The following is a 20,898-nucleotide window of genomic DNA, read 5'->3' as shown; positions in this document are numbered from 1 at the left end:
ATCAGCGTCTCTTCAGGTAGCCGCTGGTGGAGCTGCGGCGTTGAGGTGGTGTTGCTGCTGGACGCGGTGACACGACCGGAACAACGGGTGGTGAAGCCGGGGGCCGAACAGGGGGAGCCGGGCCAAGACTATCGATCCGTTCACCTTGAACGGGCTTGATGCCAGGCGCTTCGTCAAACAGTCCGGACTGCGCCAAGGACTGACGCACGCGCTCCCAGTCGTGTTCCTTATATCGGTGGAGGCCCAGGTAATGCGCCATGGCGAGGCAATACACCATCAGATCGAGCGCTTCGTTGCGCTCGGCCTTGCCCTTCACCCATTCGATGCGCTTGTGGCCACGCACATAACGGGCGACCTTGCGTTCTGCTACGCACTGGTCGAAGAAGTCGTCTGGCAGGTCATTTGCGAAGTGCAACGCGCCCGGCCCGGACTCAAACGGGTAGCGGTTGTAGATCCAGTCCTTCGCCGTATCGGTACCGACGAACCAAAGCTCGGCACCGTTGCGTTCGGTCTGTCCTTTCCAAGTCACGTCGACCATGGACGGGCGTTGAGCAATTACCGGTTTGCCGGGTTTGCTCGCCCCCTTGATGGCGAAAACATTCCGCCAGCGACGAACGCGGCAGAATTGGTAGACCTCATCGGTGTGGTGACCACCGGAGTCAACGGCCACCGCAAGAATGCCCAGACCGACACCGCACGGATGGCGATATTTGGCCTTGAGCAATTCGTCCAGCGCCGTCCAGGTGCGTTCGTCTGCGGGATCACCCGAAACTATCTGGAAATCAACGACCCAGCGCTCCATGCCGACGCCCCAGCCCATGGCCATGAATTCCAGCCGGTTGGCTTGAACGTCAACGGCGCCGGTGATCATCATCACCGCCGCCGGCAGAGAGCCAAGGGTGTAGCCTTCCAACCGCGCGCGCTGCCTCAGAACGTCGGCTTTGGTCTGCTCTTGAGCAGCGTCCCAAACCTTCGCCAGACGGGTGTTGTAGAACACCTGCATGGGCTCAAGATCGCCTTTGGCCTGGGCCTTTTTCGCCTTCTCGAATTGCTTGGCCAGCGACTTCCAATCCATCCAACCAAGCGGTGAATACAACGCGTTAAGGTGGAAACCCACCGTTTCGCCGTCCCCCTCGGCATGAGCGCGCCACTCGCCTTTGGCGAGCATTTCACCCTTGTGGTACTCATCAATCAGTACATCACAGTCCATCCCGGACGCCGCGCATTTGTAATGCACTACGCTGAAGTCGGCCGAGTAAAGAAGGTTCTCCCACTCAAGCACCTGCATGTGCCCACAGTACGGGCACGGCACGTAGTAATGACGCTGGTCACTGCCGTCGAATAGGTCGGAGATTCGCGAGGCGCCCTTGATCGTCGGCGAGCTGGAGAAGTAGAACTTGGCGTTACGGCCAAAGGTACTGCCCCGGGTTTCCGCCAGTTCAATGGGGTCGCCCTCCTCGCCGATATCGACTTCCCAGCGATCAATTTCATCGCCGTAAACGTAGCGAGCCGACAGCTCCGACAAGTTGGCGGCCGATCCGGCGGTGGTGACGTACAACGTGCCACCCTCGAACTCTTTGGTGTCCATCGTGTTGCGCGAATCCCGCGAGCGGTTGGCCGCCACGCGTTCGCGTAGCACCGGCGTTGCCTTGATCGTTTTGCCGATGCGCGAGGACACCCGTTTGGCCAGGCCGAGGCTTGGCAGCAACGCCAGGATATTCGACGGTGCCATGTGCATTAGGCCGCCAATCCAATTCAGGCCGATCTGAGTTTTCATTAGCTGCGACGCGACCATGGTGATCACGCGCTTGCAGGGGTGAGCCGGCGATAGGCACCGCATGGGCTCGCGGGCATACGGTGTACGCGAGGTGCGGTACTGGCCCGGCTCAGCGGCGCCGGTGTCACGCGGGATTCGCATGTACTCATCGGCCCACTGATCGATCCAGACATCCGGGTCGGGCCGTAGCCCACGGAAATACGCCTCGCGGTACACCTCTGCACCGTCGGGAATTTCCGTGGGCATGGGCTTAACTCGTGGTCAGTGCGTGTTCAAGATCCGCTGAAGATATGCGTTCTGCGTCTTCAAGCGAGCGGCGGATCGCCGCCGTGAGGTGCTTTTCGATTTCCCAAGGGTCGGTCATCGACGCCAGTTCTGGAGCCAGTTGCGGCGGCATGCCCAGCAGTTGATCGCGCAGCATGCGACCGGCGTTGTAAGCGCCGGACTGCACCGCCGAGAGGGCAACCAGCGAACCCTTGGCCTTGTGCAACTCGATCTCGGCGAGCTGTGCCAAGTTGTGCTCGCGCAGTGCCCGGGCCTTCTGGAAGTCGGGGAGCTGCCCCGCAGGTGTAATCGTGAGCGGCGGCGCAGCCGTTGAAGTCGGCTCGGCCTGGCTGGATAGTTGGCTGTAAACGTCGCGCTGAATCCGGTCCTGTTGGTGTCGTTCGGCAACAGCGGCCTTGCTCGGGTCTGCGGTGTCGCGAATCAGCGCTTCGGTGGCATGTACATCAACCTGTTTACCATTCGGCGAAAGTACCAGCCGGTTGTTGTCTTTCAGCCAAGTGATGTAGCTCGGCGACCTGCCGAGCCGAGCCGCGAAGGCGCTCTTTGACAGGTAGGTTGGTTCTGTCATGAGCCCTCCTTTTTCAACGTATTTCAATGAATCCTTTCAAGATTTCAATGATTGAAATTTCAGTAAGCTGGGAAGCCTGCGGCTAACAGTTTCCTGCGGGTTTCCGACCCCGTACCCTCCGAATAACCCCAGGGTCCCCGGCGGTTTCAGGCTGGTCCGCTGCCATTCGGCGGGACATCGCACACGCCAAGCCGCTTGGCAGCCCAGCGTTCGTACAAGCCAATGGCAACATCTGCACCGGCCATTGCCGTGAGACAACCCAAGGCGCCCGCCGTCCAGAGCGACATACCCGCCGCGATCATCAGCATCATTGCCGAGACTCCGCAGACAATGCAGGCACCGGATCGAAGCGCAAGCCGACGCATCAGCGCCCAGCCACGGGCACCATCCTTGTCTGCTCGCCACATCTCACCGGATACGCCGCCGACCAGAGCCAGGACGATCACCAACCAGATCGGCATTTCTGCCAGCGCTTGCTGCTCATTTGTCATGTTGTGCCTCAAGTGAAGGAGCATGCCGAACACAAAAAAGAAAACCCCGCCGGAGGGCAGGGTTTTCAATGTCGCGGCATACGCCAGGACGAAGTGCACAGCACGTGCTCGGGGAAGCGCCAAGGCGCAGAATCCATATCGTGGGGACTTTTTACCCCCTGAGTACGGAACCGAAAAGGGGGCATTTTCGGTTATCCAACTTGACGCAACTTTGACGCAACTTTGAGGAGACTTTGAGGTAAAGCGCCCCGACCAACGGTCAGCCACTTACGTGCGTCCTTGCGCTCGGCCAGCACCTCAAAGAGTCGGACATGAAGGCGGTGCACAAGATCGTAGTAGGTTTGCTTCGCCTTTGAGACGTAACCAAGTTCATGCATCTGCGCCGCCCATGTCGGCGCAGGGTCAAAGCCATAACGCAAAACTGCCAACTGTTGCAGCCTCTCACCCCGACCATCTTGACGGGCAATCTCGGAAAGAGCGGCACCAACTTCCTGAGCAACTGCATCTGGACCTGCGCCACCGCCAAGAAGGATCCGTGATCCGGGCGTGCCGCGCGGCGCACAGCCGCCCCACTCCATGATCGTGGCCATCGGGCTGCCCATGCCACCAGCCTCACCGCCTTGTCGGCATTGCTCGCCCCAATGTTTCAGCAACAACTCCATTGACTCAATCACAGCCCTGCCCCCCGCAAAACCGAACCCAACACAGAAAAACCACAACCCGACACAAACCCAACACAAATAAATCCCTTTAAATCCAATGCTTTAATCGTACTTGAGTTGAGTGTGTTGGGTTTGTTGGGTTTGTTGGGTTTATTAGTCTTCGCATAAGAAAAAAATCCTTCTATTGAATTCGATGCAAAGAACGTCATGCATGCGCGTGCGCGACACAAAACCCAACACACCCCACACAACACCCGCGAAGGCATGTGATTAGGGCACTCAAATTGTGTGGGGTATTCAAAATCAACCCGACACACACTCAACACACCCAACACACTTTTGAAAATAGTCATGCTGCAAGCGCCTTGATGTGATCCCAGCTGTCCACGTGCCAGCCCGCCAGCTTAGCCTTCGCCCGCCAGTTCTCCACCTGCTTGCCCAGCTCTGCCGCCTTGAGTGATGGGGGCGGGGAAGCATCCAGATCCACAGGAAAGAAAAACGCGCCGAAGCGACGGTTATTGCCGTCAGTCCAAGGTATCGCCCGCGTTTTATCCACTTCGGAACTGATAAATAGAGAGAACTTGGTCTGACTCATCACGTGCTCTTTGTTGCGCTGGCACCATTCGAGAAACAACGAATAGAGGTCGGTCGATAGACACGGTCCCCAAAGCCCATGCCCCAGCTCGCTGTACTTCCACAGATGCAAGAATGTTTGCCAGCCGGCCCGGCTCAAGGCCACCAAACGCTCACGCGCCTCGGTCGATGGCGGCCGCGTACGCTGGTTGAAGTCCCCTAGATCGACCGACAATAACCAACCGTAGAGCGCCGCCACCCCACCCTGCTCCAGTTCACGACCAATCGCCTTTTGCCTTGCGACTGGCAGGGTCTCCATAGGCCACATGACCAGCATTCGTCGATCACTGTCGCTGATTGGCCACGGAAGAATCTCGTTGCTGAGAAACACCGCGTTCATGTGGTTGGCTTCTTCCCAGCCATTAATGAATTTCGACTCCATCCGCACCGTTTTACCAGTGATCAAGTGCTTGATCTTGCCCACCTGGTTGTAACGTTGATCGCGACTGACGACCTCTTCAAATACCGACCACAATTTGCGGCTTTGCCACGCGTTGAAACTGCTTTCCAATTGCGTCTGACCAACAGTCGCCGCGTATTGGCCGTAAAGCATGCCGAGTGCGTCAGCGAACAAAAGGCTCTTGCCCGAACCTTCCATGATCGAATGCATCAACACAGCGGTATCCATCTTGGCGCCGAGGTGTTGCAGCGGATACGCCAGCCAGCGAGTTAGCCAATCGGTTGCAGCTTCATCGTGGTTACAAAGAAAAGAAATCAGCCAACGCAGGTTGGCACACGCTGCATCATCCCTGACTGGCTCAAGCGGCAACCCGTCAAAGGTATTGATGTACACCGCAGGATCCTTCGTCATGGTCGGATCAAACACGATGTGTTCAACATCGACGGTGCGGCGCTCACTGCTGTTCAACCACAGCGGGTAAGTGTCACCCAGCGCCATCTTCACCGCGCCCTCGGCTATACGCCGCTTCTTTTCCCGATCCCAAACGTCTTTGGTGCCATCGATGTAAACGTAGCGATCGGTTGGAGACATCCCGAATGCACCGCCTTTCTTCCCAGCCATGCGGCGCGCCTGCTCGATCTCGCGAACATGGTCGTCAGAAATCAGCCTCTTTCCGGTGTCGTCCAACCAGGCTTTGGCCAGAGGCTTGCCCACGCGAGCTTCGAAGGCGGACTTCTTCATTACCTTCGATTGGTCGCAGTCCCACACGTGCGTGGTGCCCTCGACCAACGCAAAACGACGCAGAATGTGATCCAACGTTATGACCTCCCCCGCCCCCCCGTCAGGAGCAGGAGCGGCCTCGCTGGACGGGCATGTTTCGTCGGAGATCGGCCCGCTCAATTCACCGGATGGGGTGGGGGGAAGATCATTCGGATCTGGACGGGCGGCGTATTGCATGCCCAACATTCGCGCAGCATCCCTCACAGCCTTCGACTGGTCGCCACCGTGCTCGAGTAAGCAGAACACTTCAAAGGCGTCGTTCTGATGCCCGTTCGCGAGAGGGTCAGCACCGTGGTGCGAATAAACCTTGTCCTCACTGATCGTCACCCCTGGCAGACCGGTGCTGCTTTGAGGGTACAGCCACTTATTGCCTCGCTTGATGTATCCATGGGCACGAAGAAGCTCCGCAACATCGTGACAACGGTTGAATTCATCAATTACCGAGGGCTGTTTGCCGCCACCGAGTGCAGGACGCTTTTGGGTTTTGACCGGTGGCTTTGGTGGCACAATCGCCCATGGACACGCAGCTTCAGCATCTCGCTTAAAAAACTCCCAATTCTGCCAAATGGTAAGCAGCTCGTTGGTCAGCCTCGGCAGCCCGTCAGTAGCATTTGGAGCGGTTTTCCAGATGTAAGGTTTGCCGGTACCGGGATGAATTGATGGTGGAAATACGTCTTGCACCAATCCCGCACGTAGTTCAAAGACCGTGAAACGTTTGAACGGCTCGGCTTCGGTTCGTGCAGCAGCTTCTGCGCCAAGATCACCCTGCTCTTTCGCAACCTTAGCCTTGTCCATCAACCGTTTGAAAATAGAACCGTCCGGGTCTTTTTCATTCGGCCATGAAAGTGAATGACGCGTGAGTTCGATGCCTTCCGGCACCTTGAACACCACCCGGAATCGCAGCGGATTCCCGACGATAGTCGGGAACACTACTGCCATCGCATCAAGGTCAAGGCCCAACAGTTCATACAGAACATGTCGCGTCCATTGAACGTCATCAACATCCAGTGAACAAACGCGGCTCGGCCCCAGCACGACGCCAAGGTTGTGATTTGGGTTTCGTTGCCAGAACGCCTCGGCCGTGTTGGCGTCGGTGATATAGCCTCCGGGCTTATTCCACCCTAGGCCTTTCGGAGCCTTTTCACCTGGATCAATCGATACGAGTGCCAAGTCAAAAGTACTGATGTAACGCTTTGCCCATGTAGCGATGGCTGTTCCTTTGCCCGACTCACTCATCGCCGGGCCTCCCGCAACTCCTGACAAGAGACACAGGTCTCGCAACCTTCAACCTTCTGCTGTCTAAGCAACGGGATTGGTTCGTCGCAGTCGTCACAGAACTGCGCGCTAACGCGGCTCGATGGCACGCGGCGACTGCGATGAATAGCAACATCAAGCAGGTATTGCGCCTGCTCGTTTGCGCGGTCGATATCATCAGCCATTGATGCGATCCTCCATCGCCTGACGAGCGCCCGCCATGATTCCAAGGACTTCGCGTATCACATCCATTCCGTGCTTTTCGAGATCCACGACTTCATGAAGCTCCCAGACGTTGTCCGCCGCTCCGTCGTGCATCTTGGCCACGAACTCACCGGTTTCCCCGAGTAGCTTACCAACCGCTTTCAAGGCATCACGGGTTGCCGGTACGGGCACGGGCCGGTACCAAACCGCACCTGCTGGACGCATCAATGCGTCCAGCAAGCGTGGATCAGCGGTCAGCCTGATCACTTCCTCAAGCTCATCTGGATTCAGCCAGCGGCGTTCTTCATCGAGCTTGAGTTTCTTCTGGAGGGTGTCGTTGTCCAACACCATGTCAAAGGCAAGGGCGGTGATTCCGCCCTTGTAGTCACGACCAGCGCGATAAATCGCTTGGCGTAGTGGCAGCACCGGACCAGCGTCCGGCAAAAGATCTGTGCGACTCATAACCGTAAATCCCCTGTTTACGGTGTAGCCATAGCTCAGGGTAAACCCTATCCTACGACTACGACCGATGTGCATGTGCTGTGTATCGTCGTAGCTGGGCTGGGGGATTTTTTGGTGAGAGGCCCCAGCTCAGCACCTTTTAAGCTGCTGACTTTAGATCGGCCGCTTCTTTCTCTTGGGTGTATAGGCATTCGATTGCCTTACCCGTTACGTACCGGACATCTGCTCCTTTCGCGGCGCGATTAATGGTCGGCTGTGTTGTTCCTACGCGATCTGCAATAACTCTCTGGGACAAACCAGACCGCAGCAGCTCCGCAAGCATTTCTTGGATAGTCATATCGTTCACCGATGCGCTTTCGCATTGGTCGCCACAATACACAAACGTATTGAATGATTCAATACACTCGGCGATACGTTTTTGAATCAAGGCAGAGAAAAAGTGATCGGAGACCGCATCGCCCAACGCATGCAGGAATTGGGACTGTCAGAAGGCGAACTCGGCCGGCGCTCCGGCGTTCCGCAACCGACGATTCATAGAATTGTGACGAACGCGGTAACCAGCCCACGCCATGAAAATATCGAAAAGATCAGCAAAGCTTTGAAGGTCAGTAGCAACTGGCTTTGGAAGGGAGGCGAACACAAAGACCCGATGATTGATCAGGGCGCGCCATCTGCGAATGAGACGAACGTTGAACCTGGGCCAGCTATTAAAGGCTACGTCCCTCTCATCTCATGGGTTCAGGCCGGCGCATGGTGTGAGATCGAAGACGTTAGGACCCTTGATGACGCAGAGATATGGCTGCCTTGCGCCGCTTCTCATAGCAGCCAAAGCTATGCCCTGCGAGTACGTGGTCTATCCATGTTCAATCAACATGAACGTCGATCCTTTCGAGACGGAGACATCATCTTTGTTGATCCCGCGAAAGACGCGGAAAATGGTTCTCTTGTGATTGCCAAACTCATGGATAGCCAAGAAGCGACCTTCAAACAATTGGTGATGGAGGGCAGCCGCCGGTTTCTGAAACCGCTGAATCCCGCATGGCCAGAGCCGATCATTGAGTTAGGGGCCGACGCAATCATTTGTGGCGTAGTATTTTCGAAGCTAGAAATTTTCTAATACATAACCCAAAAAAAGGCCCGCAGCGATGTGGGTTTTTTTTGCATCGTGAAAAATTCAATTCAAATACGTATTGACTGAATCAATACGTATTTGTATCGTTTGCACAGTAAATCTCTCACCAAAGAGTACGAACATGCAAACAACACAGCACAGCAACACTCGTTGCCCGGTGTACCTACACCCATCAGCTTGCACTAACCCAGAAGCCGTTAAAGAGATTCAAAAACGCACCGGCCTACTGGTAATCGTCGCTCCTGGCTCTCGCTTAGCACCGGCAAAAGTGAATGTCATCACTCACGAATGCGGACCGTTCGGGGGTGATGCAGCATGAAGCCTCTATTAATTGGTCTCGCTGGCGTCGCCCGCTCTGGTAAAGACACCGCCGCGCAGCATCTGGTAAGCCAGCATGGATTCCAGGCTTACGCGTTCGCTGACCCACTGCGTGACGGTCTGATGCACATCCTCAACTTGAGTCCTTGCGACTTCGACGGTGCGCAGAAGGAACTGCCGCTGCCATGGCTCGGCAAATCCCCTCGCCAGTTAATGCAATCACTTGGCACCGAGTGGGGTCGCACCAACGTGCATCCCGAACTCTGGCTGCTGCTTGCGGAACAGAACCTCGACCTACTCGCTCGCACCCACGACGAAACACGCGGCTTTGTCGTCAGCGACGTGCGGTTCGAAAACGAAGCGGACTTCATCCGTAAGCGTGGCGGCGTGGTGATTCACATGGAGCGGATAGCTGCTCTCACCGTCAACCAGCACAGCAGTGAAAACGGTGTCGTGCGCGCGCCGGGAGATATCTGGCTGCCGAATGATGGGCCGTTCGAAGAGTTGTTCACCAACCTAAACCATATTGTGGACACCCTGCACACCCGTGCTGCGGCGGCCTGAGGCAGCGTTATGACAAACCGCACCCTGGACGAATCCGCCGCATTGCTCGGACTCAAGCCCCGCGCCTTCCGCACCAGGTTGCGCGAGCTGGGCATTCTCAACAGCAGTGGCGATCTAGCCAGCCAGCACCGTGATCGCGGCTATCTGTATTCGGATCCGCGTAGCACCGTGATTCCGTCTCTCAACAAGTGCCGTCATTACTCCGTGGTGATGGTGAAGGAAGAAGGGATCGAATGGCTGGCCAAAAAGCTAGGAATCATCATTACCAAAAAGGACGCCGCTGCATGAAAACCAACAACCTCAATGCCTACACGCAAGCCCTCGGCGCCCTGAAGCTGATCCCGATCTACTTGAACTGCCCGGGGGTAGTCAGCCGCGCAACGCTCGTTGGCGCCTCGACGGAAGCCATCCAATTACTGGAAAGCATGCCCGTACTAAGCACCGAGCTGGCCGAGGTATTCCGCTGCGTCAACAACGTGATCCTTGACGGGCAAGTCGCCTACGTTACGCCGACTAACTCGCCTGAGTACCCATTCGGCGCGGTAGTGGCTGACGCCAAGGGCAACATTTGTGCGGCTGCAATGGGCAAAAGTAAGGAAGGCCTCGCCGAGCTGATTCGCCTCAAGTTGCTGCCCCCATCGGAGGGGTTCGGGGAGAACGCAGCGTGAACAACACACTTGAACAATTGCGACGTCAGTTCGCTACTCCATGCCCGACCTTGGGCGCTGTTCGGGAACAGTACTTCGCACACATTCGCACCGACCGCTACCTACTGGCCGAGATCAAGGCAGGTCGGATCGCGCTGGTCGTGAAGCGGCTGCACGGGTCGGCTCGCGCTCAACGAGTGGTGTACCTGCACGACCTGGCCGAGTTCCTCGACGCCCAAGCGGCGAAGCAAGCGGCTTGATTTCAACGGTCGCCTCTGCCGTCCAGAGGCCAACAAATCGCACATCAATAGGCACAGCACATGAAACCTACGGATACGGCCGAATTCATCGGCGAACTCAACGCAGGCGTCTTCGCCAATCAGATCGGTCACGCCCTTTCTGAAGTGGCATCGGGAGTTGTTGATAACGGCAAGGTCGGCTCGGTCACCCTGACCTTCACCTTGAAGCAGATCGCCAACAGTCATCAAGTTACCGTCAATCACAAGCTCGCCTACAAGGTGCCTACCAAACGCGGCAGCCGTACCGAGGACACCACCCTCGATACCCCGATGCACGTCAATGAGGGAGGTCGCCTGACTTTGTTCGCCGAAGCCCCCCGCGCCGGTCAGCTATTCAACCGCGACGACGCACCGATTCACGCGAAGTCCTAAACCGTTCGATTCAAAACCTCTCACCAAAGGAAGTCGATTCAATGGAAGCCAAAGCAATTCAATTGATTCAGGACACCGCCGTTCTGGCCTATGCCAAGCCGCTGGATACTTTCACCCCAGCGTTGGTATTGCCGTCTGACCAGAAGATCCACAGCATCGAGAAATTTCAAGCCGCTCGTAGCCGGTTCCGCGGCGCGCTCACTACCCACTCGCTGCTGGACTTCGGCAATTACGTAATGACGCAAAGTGCCGAGGTTGTAGCGTCTGGTTTTGTGGACGCCGAAGCAATGTCGTGCACAGTCATTTTCAACCTGGGCGACACCACGTCACCAGGGCACGGCGACTTCACCGCCACCTTGAACTTGAGAAAAACGGCTGCCTTCCGGGCGCTGGAACGTGCAGCCTCCATTCAGTTCGCGCAGAAAGAACTCAGCGACTGGATCGAGGATTGGGCATCGAATCTCCAAGCTCTCGCAGCCGATGACAGCCCCATCGATTTGCGTAAAGCCGCGAGCGCCATCCGCTCCATCAGCATCGAGCAAGCACGCAAGAGCGAACACATCGTCGGCGACCTAAGCGCCTCTCGTTCAGCGATGGACCAGATTGAGGCCAAGTCCTCAGAAGGGTTGCCTGCTGAATTCCTGTTCACCGTCGAGCCATATGAAGGGCTGAAAGTCCAGATCATCCGCCTGCGTGTAGCCGTTCTCACTGGCGGGGACAAACCCCTGCTACGCCTGCGCTGGATTGGAGAAGAACAGCTTCGCGAAGACTTGGCACAAGAGTTCAAGGAAGTCGTGCAGCACGAAGTCGGGGGCGGCGCGCAATTGACTATCGGCAATTTCAACTTGGGCTAACCACCCTTCCCCCCCCCTCCGCCGGCCTCTCACCAAGTATCCCGGCGGAGGGATCTACTGAGGTACACAGCACATGACTGCAATTCAAATATACGCACTCATCTCCCTGGTCGTCTTAGCCGGCCTACTTGTCTGGGCCGGTTATTTCATTGGGCATAACGACGGTATGTCCGCAGGCATGAAAGAAAGCGATGCGATCCAGCGTGCCGAAAGCGCAAAGACCATTCGCGAATTGAAGGCTTCCCTTGACTTCATTAAGGCTGACCACGCCCGCCTCGCGCGATTCAGCAAGCTCCTTCAAGGAGGACTGGCCCTCGGCGAAACCGAACGTCAGGCGCTACTCGACATCGCCGAGAAGCTTCGGATTGCCGCCGAGACGTTTGCCGCCTTCCGCACAGGCAAAAAACTCGAAAGAGACACGATTGAGCTACGTGATAAAGCGCTTGCCATGGCAGCTCTTCTCGCTCCGGTGACTTCATGATAGCGCTCCGCCGAACGGTCCGAATTCGCCGAGGGCAAATGCCACCTCTCGACTTACAAACCATCTGCGACAAGTGCAACACCTCGCGGGCACATGGCAACCATCAACAATGCAGCAAGCAGCGCCAAGCCGAAGGTATCGCCCGGCGAGCAGCGGAGAAATCACAATGAGTGCAGCAGAAAAAATCGACTTCCACATCACACCCGGCGCCTGGTTCCGGCAAGACTTGCTGTACCCAGTTTTCGGCCTGAGCACCGAAGCAGTCCGCAAGTACCGCACCCGAGGCCTGTGGCTTGAAGGCAAACACTGGCGTTATGACCCGGCCAACGTAATCGTCTACAACCGCGCAGCCATTGAGCGCTGGATGGAAGGGAAACCATGATCGATAAGATGCCGACCGGCGTTGAGATGAACGGCAAGCAGTTGCGCATCTGGTTCATCTTCAACGGCCAACGGTGCCGGGAACCACTGGAAGGAATCTCAAAAGTAAACAAGGCCGCTATCGCTTATGCGGATAACAAGCGTCGGACCATCCTCGCTGAAATCAAAGAGGGTCGCTTCGACTACGCGGCACATTTTCCGAAATCGCCCAGGGCTGCAATGTTCACAGGCGCTGGCGGCCCTTCGCTAAAGCGTACAGTGAAGGAAGGTATTGATCGCTGGTTAGAGGTTCAGCGCGCGCTTAAAGCTTCAAGCACCGTCGTAAACTACGTGAGCAAAGCAGTACACGTAGAGAAGAAATTCGGTAAGCGTCGGATCGTCGATATCAGCAAGAGCGACATCGAGTTGTTTCAAGCGCAGCTGCTGAAGCAAGGCTTGGCTCCGAAGACAGTGAACGACATTTTCACTGTCGTTCGCGGAGTCTGGGCCGACGCATTCGGTGACGGAATACTAAAAGCCAACCCGCTCGACCGAATCAGCAACGTCGGGGCAGACGTCGACCTTGAGCATGCTGACCCCTTCAGTCGCACCGAGATCGAGTTGATTGGTAAAGCGGACCCCGGCCGGCGAGCTGATGCCCGAATGATTGAGTTCAACTGCTGGGCCGGTCTGTCTCTGTCCGAGCTTATCGGACTGGCTGTTGAAGACGTCGACCTCCAAGCCGGCCTGGTACACATCCGGCGGGCACTGGTCGTAGGAGAATTCAAAGTTCCCAAGGAACGCTCAAGGGTAAGAGTCGTTGAGCTGATAGACCCTGCCCTCGAACTTATGCGGGAGATTGTGGCTGCTGCCAAGGACGCACAAGCCGAAGAGATCACGGTTATCCAACGCGACAACATCACCTCCAAGAAAGTGAAAGTGAAGTTCCTTTTCCGTAGTTCCACCAGCGGCTTACTCTGGAGCGGCAAGACATTGAGCAACTGGTTCACCGCTCATCTCAAAAAGGCGGAAGTCCGTCATCGCGGGGCGAACCAATGTCGCCACACCTTTGCCAGCCAGATGCTTTCGAGCTACGTTCCGGTCGAATGGGTGGCTAGGCAGCTAGGGCACGCCGATACAACGATGGTACGAAAGCACTACGGGAGATGGATACCGAAGGACACGAAGAGCATGGCGGGTATCGTCTCGAAGATGTTGGGATTCAGAACAGATTGAACATAGGCCCGATATGGCCTGCGATAAATTGATGTAATGTTCTGATCTTCGAACGTTGCCAAGGATCGTCGCCATGAGTTCAAGTGAAAATGCTTTTTCTGAAACACACGTATCAGAAGCGTTGAACGATCTGAAAACTTTGGCGCTGAGGTTGCGGCAACTGATTACGACTCAACCTCCCAAGGATTTGCTGGGTTATATCTACGCAGGTCTACTATTTGGCGGAATCACGAGGTCTAACGAAGACGCACCAAACAAGACGGCAAAATCTTTAGCAAAGCTTAACGTTGATGAAGCCCAATTCCTTCTTGAATACGTTCATGCCGTGTTGGCTACGACTCCGCTGCAAGTCGATACCGCACTCAATGAGGCTATCTGCGCGGAGATCATTCTCGTCGCCGCGGAGCTGAGAATGGCATCAATGATCGCTACGATGCTGATCGCCTCGGAAACCTCCGAAACCGAGTATGGACCTGGAACGAAGGATCTCATGTTTCATGCCCTAACCACGTGGGTATTGATTCGAGGAGGACGCTACCAGGTATTGGAGGAAGAGTTTTTTAGCTTCGCCCTTGAACCACACAATGACGCCCTTCTACAGACCTATGGCGTAGGGGCTGACGAGGTAGCAATCGGCATACAAGAGCTAGCCAATTCAATACGCATGGGGCACGACAAGGCCGCTCGTGCAATTGAAAGCTCCATGAATAATGCACAACAGTTTGTGCAATCTCGCGGACAATCAATGGAAGAAGGCATGAAGCATTGGAGAGCCGAGCGTGCGGAAGAGGCCGACTCCGCCAGCGCTGCATTCGTTGATCTTTTTCAAGGGGGCATCTGCAACGCCCGGCAACATACCAAACTCCCGGATATTCTTTTAGATGATCTCTCATACGAGTTGGCTGAAGAAACAGAGTTCTATGCTCCTGGAGATTACTCAGGAACTCCATTTCGTACGCTGCCCGCACGCAAAAAACCGCTGATCAAATTAGATGGAGCTCATTACCTAACCGATCCAAGTTTTGCCCGTGATGCCGCGTACCGAGCGATTCTTTACAACCTTTTAGTTCGAGATCCCGGATATTCCGAAAAATTTAAACAAAACCAGAAGGAATGGAGTGAAAGCTCATTTGTAAAAATTTTTGGTCGCCAGCTAAAAGGCGCAAAAATTTTGAACGAGGTTTATTACCGTCGCAATGGTAAGTGGTTCGAAAACGACACCTTGGTCATGCTCGATGGAGTACTAGCTGTAATTGAGGCGAAGTCAGGCGCAGCCGCGACCATTGCTTCACCCGCCGAGAGTTTCGAGCGCCACGCAAGGGCAGTGCGTGACTTGGTCGTGAAAGCCTACGATCAATGTCAGCGGTTCATTGAGTACCTCGCTTCAGCGGACGAAGTGCCAATATACGAATTCAAGGATGGCCGGTACGAAGAGGTGGCTAGAATCCGTCTTGCCGACTACTGGCTAGTACTACCCATAGGATTGACAGTAGAGTCTTATTCGCCTTTCTCCACTGGCAGCAAACAGCTGACAGGGATAAGCCCCATTTTGGGCAAACATCCATTTATATCTGTAGCCATCGATGAGTTGCTCGTACTCAACCGTTTCCTTCCTGGTACCGGAGCGCTAATCCATTATTTAAGCATTCGTCAGGAAGCTGCAGGGATCAAAGAGGTATTCCTATTTGACGAATTCGATCATCTAGGGTCATACATTGAGAATAATCGCTTCTGCCAAACCGTGCGTCGACAACTGAAAGAAGGTGCAACCCTAATTACCATGGATGGTATGAGCTCCATTGTGGATGATTATTTCAGCACCCACGATTGGGAAAAAAAGCAGCCACCTAGACAAGATATTCCAGACGAACTCCAAAGGTTACTCGCAGCTCTAAATGTGACTCGAGCTTCTGGCTGGATTGAGGCTGATAACCGTCTGCGTGATTTTAGCTTTGAAGGTCGCACAAACTTGGCTCAGCAGCTTGAACCTTTGAGAAGGAGCCTTCGTCAGCATAAATACCGTTATTTTGCAGTACGCGTTGACGTGGGAATGCTGTTTTGGATGCATCGCAGTGGCGATACTCCTGACATCTCAGCCGCTCAGTTCAAAGCACAAGTCGCAGCCGAATCCCTCGATGTCGAGAAGGTCATGCTGATCGTTTTTGGAGTAAGTGATCAGGGTCAGTACTCCCATGCAACGACGTACTGGATTCAGCGTGAGCAGATGACTTCGGATGCAATAAAAGCGGACGCGGCAGCACTGAGCTGCCGGACTATTGAACTGACGACCTCATCGTCCGCGTTAGCTCAACGCCCGGCACGAACTCCGGGTCGCAATGAGCCCTGCTGGTGCGGCAGCGGAACAAAATTCAAGAAGTGCCACGGCCGTTAAACGGATGGCCTATAGCCGCCTGAGACGGCTTCACAGAAGCCTTTTATGCCCTAAATTTGCCCTAACCAAAACTTGATAAACGAAAAAGCCCCCGTAATCATCAATGATTACGGGGGCTTCGTCTTGTTCAATAATGGCGGAGAGATAGGGATTCGAACCCTAGGTACCGGTGAAGGTACAACGGATTTCGAATCCGTCCCATTCGGCCACTCTGGCATCTCTCCAACGGCGCGCATCATAACAACACTTTCGTTGGTTGCGAACCCCCCAAACGAAATTTTTTCCGTGCTATCAGATGCTTGCGTCGATTAAAGCGGTACACCCAGACGAGCGGCGACTTCTTCGTAGGCTTCGATGACATCACCGAGGCCCTGGCGGAAGCGGTCCTTGTCCATCTTTTTCTTGGTGTCCTTGTCCCACAAGCGGCAGCCGTCCGGGCTGAACTCATCGCCCAGGACGATGGAGCCGTCGCTGAACACGCCGAACTCAAGCTTGAAGTCGACCAGCAGCAGGCCAGCGTCGTCGAACAGCTTGCTCAGGACTTCGTTGACCTTGAGCGACAGTTCCTTCATGCGCGCCAGTTGCTCGGCGGTGCCCCAACCGAATGCCACGACGTGGGATTCGTTGATGAACGGGTCGCCCTTGGCGTCGTCCTTGAGGAACAGTTCGAAGGTGTACGGATTGAGCTTCATGCCCTCCTCGACGCCCAGACGCTTGACCAGGCTGCCGGCAGCGTAGTTACGCACGACGCATTCGACCGGGATCATGTCGAGCTTCTTCACCAGGCATTCATTGTCGCCCAGCAGTTTGTCGAACTGGGTCGGCACGCCGGCCGCTTCGAGCTTCTGCATGATGAAGGCGTTGAACTTGTTGTTCACCATACCTTTGCGATCGAGCTGTTCGATGCGCTTGCCGTCGAACGCCGAGGTATCGTTGCGAAACAGCAGGATCAAGCGGTCAGCGTCGTCGGTCTTGTAAACCGATTTGGCTTTGCCGCGGTAGAGTTCTTCACGTTTTTCCATGATGGGCTCCGCTTGCTAAGTAGGTGGGCTAGGCGATGTGGCGCCAGTCGAGCCCTGAATCTTGATCGGCCAGTTGCAGCCAGTCCGGGTCGCACCCGAGGGTGTCGACAAAACATTGCCGGGCCAGCTGCGGCAGGTTGTTCTTGCTGCTCAGATGGGCCAGGACCAGGTGTTGCAAGCCCTGCCAGCCCAACTCGGCCACCAGGAATGCCGCCTGATGGTTGTTCAGATGTCCGCGCTCGCCGCCCACCCGCTGCTTGAGAAAGTACGGGTAATGACCACGGGCCAGCATATCGCGGCAATGGTTGGACTCGATCATCAATGCATCGAGATCCCGATAGCCATCCAGCACCCGCTCACAGAACGATCCCAGGTCGGTCAGCAGACCGAAACGCCGCTGTTCCTGATCACTGAAAACGTACTGGGTCGGCTCCTGCGCGTCATGGGCCACGGCAATGACCCCGACGTTCAGTGCGCCGATCTGCAGTTGCTCTCCGCCGGCCAGAAAGCCTGTCGGTTCAAGCGGTTTGCGCATCCCGCGCAGCGTGCCGCGGCTGAGGTAGACCGGCAGATTGTAGCGCCGAGACAGCAAACCCACGCCATGCACGTGGTCGGCATGTTCGTGGGTCACGAGTATCGCGCTCAGTTGCGCCGGGTGCACACCCAGGCGCAACAGACGTCTTTCGGTTTCCCGCAGGGAAAAACCACAATCCACCAGCACGTACGTATCAGCACTGGCGATCAGCGTGCCGTTCCCTTGGCTACCGCTGCCGAGAACGGCAAAACGCATATCGGATCAGCCCAGGTTGTCCTGAATCACGCTCAACACTTTACGCGCGACATCGGCCGGCGCGACGGTGTTGATGTTCTTTTCGACGGTGACCTGGATGTTCTCGCCCACCTTGCTCAGGCGCACCTGATAACGCTCGGCGCGGGCTTCGACTTCTTCCTTGCTCGGCGCGCTGCCGAACAGGCTGCTGAAGAAGCCAGGCTTGTCGTCTTTGTTCTCGGCTTTTTCGGCCAGGTTGATGTAGTACAGGCCCAGGCTGCGGTTGATGTCTTCAACGCGCCATTCACCCTGTTCCAGCGCACGGCCAACGCTCGACCAGGCGCGGTCAAGATCGGTACCGACGTTCAAGACCGGGTTGCCGCTGCCGTCTTCGCTAAGGCTGACGCGGCTCGGCGCATCGAAATCACGCGAAGCCAGCATCGACACCGAACCGCCCTTCTCGGAGGTGCGGCTCATGCTCGCGAGCATGTCGTCGACCAGCGCAGCGTCCAGGCCAGTGTTGACCGAACGGTTGGTGAAGGCCACGTCTGCAGTGCTGCCAGCAGGGCGCTCGGCGCTGACCACGTAGATTTCACTGGTGTTGCGCTGCACGCCCGGCTCGATGCGCACACGCACGCGGGTTTCGCTATCGCTGGCGATACCGGCCGCACTCAGGCGTTTGGCCATCGACGCGGACAGCTCGTCGGAGTGCTGCCAGGTGGTGGTGAATTCACCGGTCTGCGGACGCTGTTCATCCAGACGAAAACCGTTGTCCTGGAAGAACTGCAGCGCCACTGGCCAGACTTCAGCCGGTGGGTGCTGGGCCACGACCCAACGCGAATCACCGCTTTTCTGCAGCGAGTAGTCAGTGGCATCGGCCACAGTCGACAGCGGCTGAGGACGCGGGACAACGTATTCGCCCGTCGCGGTGTCATCGGCGACGTTGCGCGGGATCGGCAACAGCGGATCGAGACGCTTGGCAGTGCTCACATCCGGTGGCAATTGCATCGGTGCAGTCTGTTGCGCTTGCAGGTAATCGCTTCCACGGTCGCGGAAATAACCTTCCGGCCCCCAGACCCATCCGCAGCCACTGGTGCTGGAGATAATCAAGGCAAGTGCGGAAAGTCCGGCCATTCGCTTCATGCGTTGTACTTCCTCAATTAAACCAGGACGCTGCACTGGCGCAGGGCCGAGCGCAGCGTTTCATGACAAGGGGTGCTCAGCCAGGTCAGTGGCAGGCGGATGCCTTCGTGCATCAGGCCCATTTCGACCAAAGCCCATTTCACCGGAATCGGGTTGGCCTCGATGAACAGGTCCTTGTGCAGCGGCATCAGTTTTTCGTTGATGGCGCGTGCGGTGTCGGCGTCGCCTTTGAGCGCGGCCTCGCACAGGTCAGCCATTTCGCGCGGGGCGACGTTGGCGGTGACGGAAATATTGCCTTTGCCGCCCAGCAGGATCAGCTCGACAGCGGTCGGATCATCGCCGGACAGCACGATGAAATCCTTGCTCACGCCATCGATGATCGCTTTGGCGCGGTTGAGGTCGCCGGTGGCTTCTTTGATGCCGATAATGTTCGGCACGCTGGACAGGCGAATCACGGTCTCGGCCTGCATGTCGCAGGAGGTGCGGCCGGGAACGTTGTAGAGGATCTGCGGGATGTCGACCGCTTCAGCGATGTGCTTGAAGTGCTGGTACAGACCTTCCTGAGTCGGCTTGTTGTAGTAAGGGACTACCAGCAGACAGGCATCGGCGCCGGCGGCTTTGGCGTTGCGGGTCAGCTCGACGGCTTCGCGGGTCGAGTTGGCGCCGGTGCCGGCGATGACCGGAATGCGCCCGGCAACCTGTTTGACCACGGCTTTGATGACGGCGATGTGCTCTTCTACGTCAAGGGTGGCCGACTCGCCGGTAGTACCGACGGCGACGATGGCATGGGTGCCGTTCTTGAGGTGGAAGTCCACGAGTTTGCTGAGGCTGTCCCAGTCAAGACGCCCTTGTGCATCCATGGGAGTGACCAGTGCCACCATACTGCCCGCAATCATGAAACCGCTCCTGCCGGAAAAAGAGAGCGGTAATGGTACTGGCGCCAAGATGCTTGCACAAGCGAAGTACTGCGCCGCTGCCATTCCCCTTGGCGCCGCTTTTCGCTACCCTTCAGACTTTGATCGGTACAGATCAGCTTGTACGCCGGGTTCCAGCCTCCCTTTTCGGCCTCCCAGGCCCCGTTCCTGCGTCGCATCGACGCGCTCCCGAACCGTGGAGCGAGCCGCGAGCGCCGGCCGGGTCTCATTATACGGACCGCCAGAACAGGCAATCCCGGCCGCCAACGCCCGTCAACCTACCGACCGCTCATCGCTTTAGGAATGCTGCATGTCCACCCCCACAGTTCGCGAACAATTCCTTGTCATCAGTGCCCTCGGCGCCAACCCCATGGAGCTGACCAACGTCCTGTGCCGCGCCAGCCATGAAAACCGCTGCGCTGTCCTCACCTCTCGCCTGACCCGCCACGGCGAGTGCAGCGCTCTGGTGCTGGAAGTTTCCGGTAGCTGGGACGCCCTCGCGCGCCTCGAAGGCAGCCTGCCATTGCTGGCCAAGCGTCACGCGTTCACCGTCAACGTGGTGCGCAGCGCCGCTCTGGAAAATCGTCCGCAAGCGCTGCCTTACGTGGCTTACGTCAGCTCGGCGTATCGCCCGGACATCATCAATGAGCTGTGCCAGTTCTTCATGGACCACAACGTCGAGCTGGAAAACCTCACCTGCGACACCTATCAGGCACCGCAGACCGGCGGCACCATGCTCAACGCCACGTTCACCGTGACCCTGCCGGCCGGCACCCAGATCAGCTGGCTGCGCGATCAGTTCCTCGACTTTGCCGACGCGATGAACCTCGATGCACTGATCGAGCCTTGGCGCCCACAAAACCCAATGTAAGGAAGTTT

General features: G+C 56.6%; 24 protein-coding genes and 1 tRNA gene. 12 read left to right on the top strand and 13 right to left on the bottom strand.

Translation table 11 applies throughout. The features are described 5' to 3' along the window. Position 1: 1 nt before the first annotated feature. The 8 genes from CXF97_RS10860 to CXF97_RS10830 form a co-directional block, all read right to left on the bottom strand. Entirely contained in the window at positions 2-2,023 is a 2,022-nt protein-coding gene (locus CXF97_RS10860; RefSeq protein ID WP_101158494.1) for a phage terminase large subunit family protein, read from the bottom strand. Positions 2,024-2,027: 4 nt separating this feature from the next. Beyond that, a complete protein-coding gene (locus CXF97_RS10855; RefSeq protein WP_101158493.1) occupies positions 2,028-2,630 on the bottom strand; it encodes a terminase small subunit in 603 nt (200 codons plus the stop codon). A gap of 146 nt (positions 2,631-2,776) precedes the next feature. Beyond that, positions 2,777-3,121, bottom strand: a complete 345-nt coding sequence (locus CXF97_RS10850) for a phage holin family protein (protein ID WP_064364626.1) — start codon at positions 3,119-3,121, stop codon at positions 2,777-2,779. A 191-nt stretch (positions 3,122-3,312) separates the two neighbouring features. After that, the gene (locus CXF97_RS10845; RefSeq protein ID WP_241662889.1) at positions 3,313-3,783 is read right to left on the bottom strand and encodes a hypothetical protein; all 471 of its coding nucleotides are present in this window, start codon (positions 3,781-3,783) and stop codon (positions 3,313-3,315) included. An 8-nt stretch (positions 3,784-3,791) separates the two neighbouring features. Continuing rightward, positions 3,792-4,136: a hypothetical protein gene (locus tag CXF97_RS27970; RefSeq protein ID WP_157830878.1), complete on the bottom strand. Its 345-nt coding sequence runs from the start codon at positions 4,134-4,136 to the stop codon at positions 3,792-3,794. Then, positions 4,133-6,832, bottom strand: coding sequence for a DUF5906 domain-containing protein (locus CXF97_RS10840; protein ID WP_101158492.1), 2,700 nt, complete (start codon positions 6,830-6,832; stop codon positions 4,133-4,135). The genes CXF97_RS27970 and CXF97_RS10840 overlap by 4 nt, the downstream gene beginning before the upstream one ends. Then, positions 6,829-7,035 (bottom strand): TraR/DksA C4-type zinc finger protein, encoded by a 207-nt coding sequence (locus CXF97_RS10835; protein WP_101158491.1) that lies wholly within the window; start codon positions 7,033-7,035, stop codon positions 6,829-6,831. Before CXF97_RS10835 ends, CXF97_RS10840 begins: the two co-directional genes overlap by 4 nt. After that, entirely contained in the window at positions 7,028-7,516 is a 489-nt protein-coding gene (locus CXF97_RS10830; protein ID WP_101158738.1) for a phage regulatory CII family protein, read from the bottom strand. Before CXF97_RS10830 ends, CXF97_RS10835 begins: the two co-directional genes overlap by 8 nt. 418 nt (positions 7,517-7,934) lie before the next feature. On the opposite strand from CXF97_RS10830, the gene CXF97_RS10820 reads away from it, so the two are divergent. The 11 genes from CXF97_RS10820 to CXF97_RS28310 all read left to right on the top strand — a co-directional run bounded on the left by CXF97_RS10820 (position 7,935) and on the right by CXF97_RS28310 (position 16,171). Next, positions 7,935-8,633: a LexA family transcriptional regulator gene (locus tag CXF97_RS10820; protein ID WP_241662888.1), complete on the top strand. Its 699-nt coding sequence runs from the start codon at positions 7,935-7,937 to the stop codon at positions 8,631-8,633. Positions 8,634-8,963: 330 nt separating this feature from the next. Continuing rightward, on the top strand, positions 8,964-9,530 hold the full coding sequence (locus CXF97_RS10810) for a deoxynucleotide monophosphate kinase (RefSeq protein ID WP_101158489.1): 567 nt from the start codon (positions 8,964-8,966) through the stop codon (positions 9,528-9,530). Positions 9,531-9,539: 9 nt separating this feature from the next. After that, positions 9,540-9,818 (top strand): hypothetical protein, encoded by a 279-nt coding sequence (locus tag CXF97_RS10805; protein ID WP_095667284.1) that lies wholly within the window; start codon positions 9,540-9,542, stop codon positions 9,816-9,818. After that, a complete protein-coding gene (locus CXF97_RS10800; RefSeq protein WP_101158488.1) occupies positions 9,815-10,198 on the top strand; it encodes a hypothetical protein in 384 nt (127 codons plus the stop codon). The genes CXF97_RS10805 and CXF97_RS10800 overlap by 4 nt, the downstream gene beginning before the upstream one ends. Next, on the top strand, positions 10,195-10,437 hold the full coding sequence (locus CXF97_RS10795; RefSeq protein ID WP_101158487.1) for a pyocin activator PrtN family protein: 243 nt from the start codon (positions 10,195-10,197) through the stop codon (positions 10,435-10,437). Before CXF97_RS10800 ends, CXF97_RS10795 begins: the two co-directional genes overlap by 4 nt. A 60-nt stretch (positions 10,438-10,497) precedes the next feature. Continuing rightward, positions 10,498-10,848 (top strand): hypothetical protein, encoded by a 351-nt coding sequence (locus tag CXF97_RS10790; protein ID WP_073473053.1) that lies wholly within the window; start codon positions 10,498-10,500, stop codon positions 10,846-10,848. A 41-nt stretch (positions 10,849-10,889) separates the two neighbouring features. Next, on the top strand, positions 10,890-11,702 hold the full coding sequence (locus tag CXF97_RS10785) for a DUF2303 family protein (RefSeq protein WP_101158486.1): 813 nt from the start codon (positions 10,890-10,892) through the stop codon (positions 11,700-11,702). Positions 11,703-11,775: 73 nt separating this feature from the next. After that, the gene (locus tag CXF97_RS10780; RefSeq protein ID WP_101158485.1) at positions 11,776-12,183 is read left to right on the top strand and encodes a hypothetical protein; all 408 of its coding nucleotides are present in this window, start codon (positions 11,776-11,778) and stop codon (positions 12,181-12,183) included. A 166-nt stretch (positions 12,184-12,349) separates the two neighbouring features. After that, entirely contained in the window at positions 12,350-12,565 is a 216-nt protein-coding gene (xisR, locus tag CXF97_RS10775; RefSeq protein WP_073473060.1) for an excisionase family protein, read from the top strand. Next, positions 12,562-13,779: an Arm DNA-binding domain-containing protein gene (locus tag CXF97_RS10770; RefSeq protein ID WP_101158484.1), complete on the top strand. Its 1,218-nt coding sequence runs from the start codon at positions 12,562-12,564 to the stop codon at positions 13,777-13,779. The genes xisR and CXF97_RS10770 overlap by 4 nt, the downstream gene beginning before the upstream one ends. 73 nt (positions 13,780-13,852) lie before the next feature. Next, entirely contained in the window at positions 13,853-16,171 is a 2,319-nt protein-coding gene (locus CXF97_RS28310) for a YecA family protein (protein ID WP_218239546.1), read from the top strand. Between the two features lie 134 nt (positions 16,172-16,305). On the opposite strand, the gene CXF97_RS10760 is transcribed toward CXF97_RS28310, so the two are convergent. The 5 genes from CXF97_RS10760 to dapA all read right to left on the bottom strand — a co-directional run bounded on the left by CXF97_RS10760 (position 16,306) and on the right by dapA (position 20,001). Next, positions 16,306-16,395, bottom strand: a tRNA-Ser gene (locus CXF97_RS10760). 84 nt (positions 16,396-16,479) lie between these two features. Further along, a complete protein-coding gene (gene purC, locus CXF97_RS10755) occupies positions 16,480-17,193 on the bottom strand; it encodes a phosphoribosylaminoimidazolesuccinocarboxamide synthase (RefSeq protein ID WP_016771262.1) in 714 nt (237 codons plus the stop codon). A gap of 28 nt (positions 17,194-17,221) precedes the next feature. Then, positions 17,222-17,983 carry an MBL fold metallo-hydrolase gene (locus CXF97_RS10750; protein ID WP_101158483.1) on the bottom strand — a complete coding sequence of 254 codons (762 nt, stop codon included), beginning with the start codon at positions 17,981-17,983 and terminating at the stop codon, positions 17,222-17,224. Positions 17,984-17,989: 6 nt separating this feature from the next. Further along, on the bottom strand, positions 17,990-19,105 hold the full coding sequence (gene bamC / locus CXF97_RS10745) for an outer membrane protein assembly factor BamC (protein WP_101158482.1): 1,116 nt from the start codon (positions 19,103-19,105) through the stop codon (positions 17,990-17,992). Between the two features lie 17 nt (positions 19,106-19,122). After that, entirely contained in the window at positions 19,123-20,001 is an 879-nt protein-coding gene (dapA, locus tag CXF97_RS10740) for a 4-hydroxy-tetrahydrodipicolinate synthase (protein WP_101158481.1), read from the bottom strand. 328 nt (positions 20,002-20,329) lie between these two features. On the opposite strand from dapA, the gene CXF97_RS10730 reads away from it, so the two are divergent. Beyond that, positions 20,330-20,890 (top strand): glycine cleavage system protein R, encoded by a 561-nt coding sequence (locus CXF97_RS10730; RefSeq protein WP_101158479.1) that lies wholly within the window; start codon positions 20,330-20,332, stop codon positions 20,888-20,890. Positions 20,891-20,898 lie beyond the last annotated feature (8 nt).

Origin of the sequence: Pseudomonas sp. Choline-02u-1 (assembly GCF_002836515.1) — a bacterium.
In the GTDB taxonomy this organism is placed as follows: domain Bacteria; phylum Pseudomonadota; class Gammaproteobacteria; order Pseudomonadales; family Pseudomonadaceae; genus Aquipseudomonas.
Note: the sequence above shows the minus strand (reverse complement) of the source record. Positions and strands in the feature narration are given on the sequence as shown.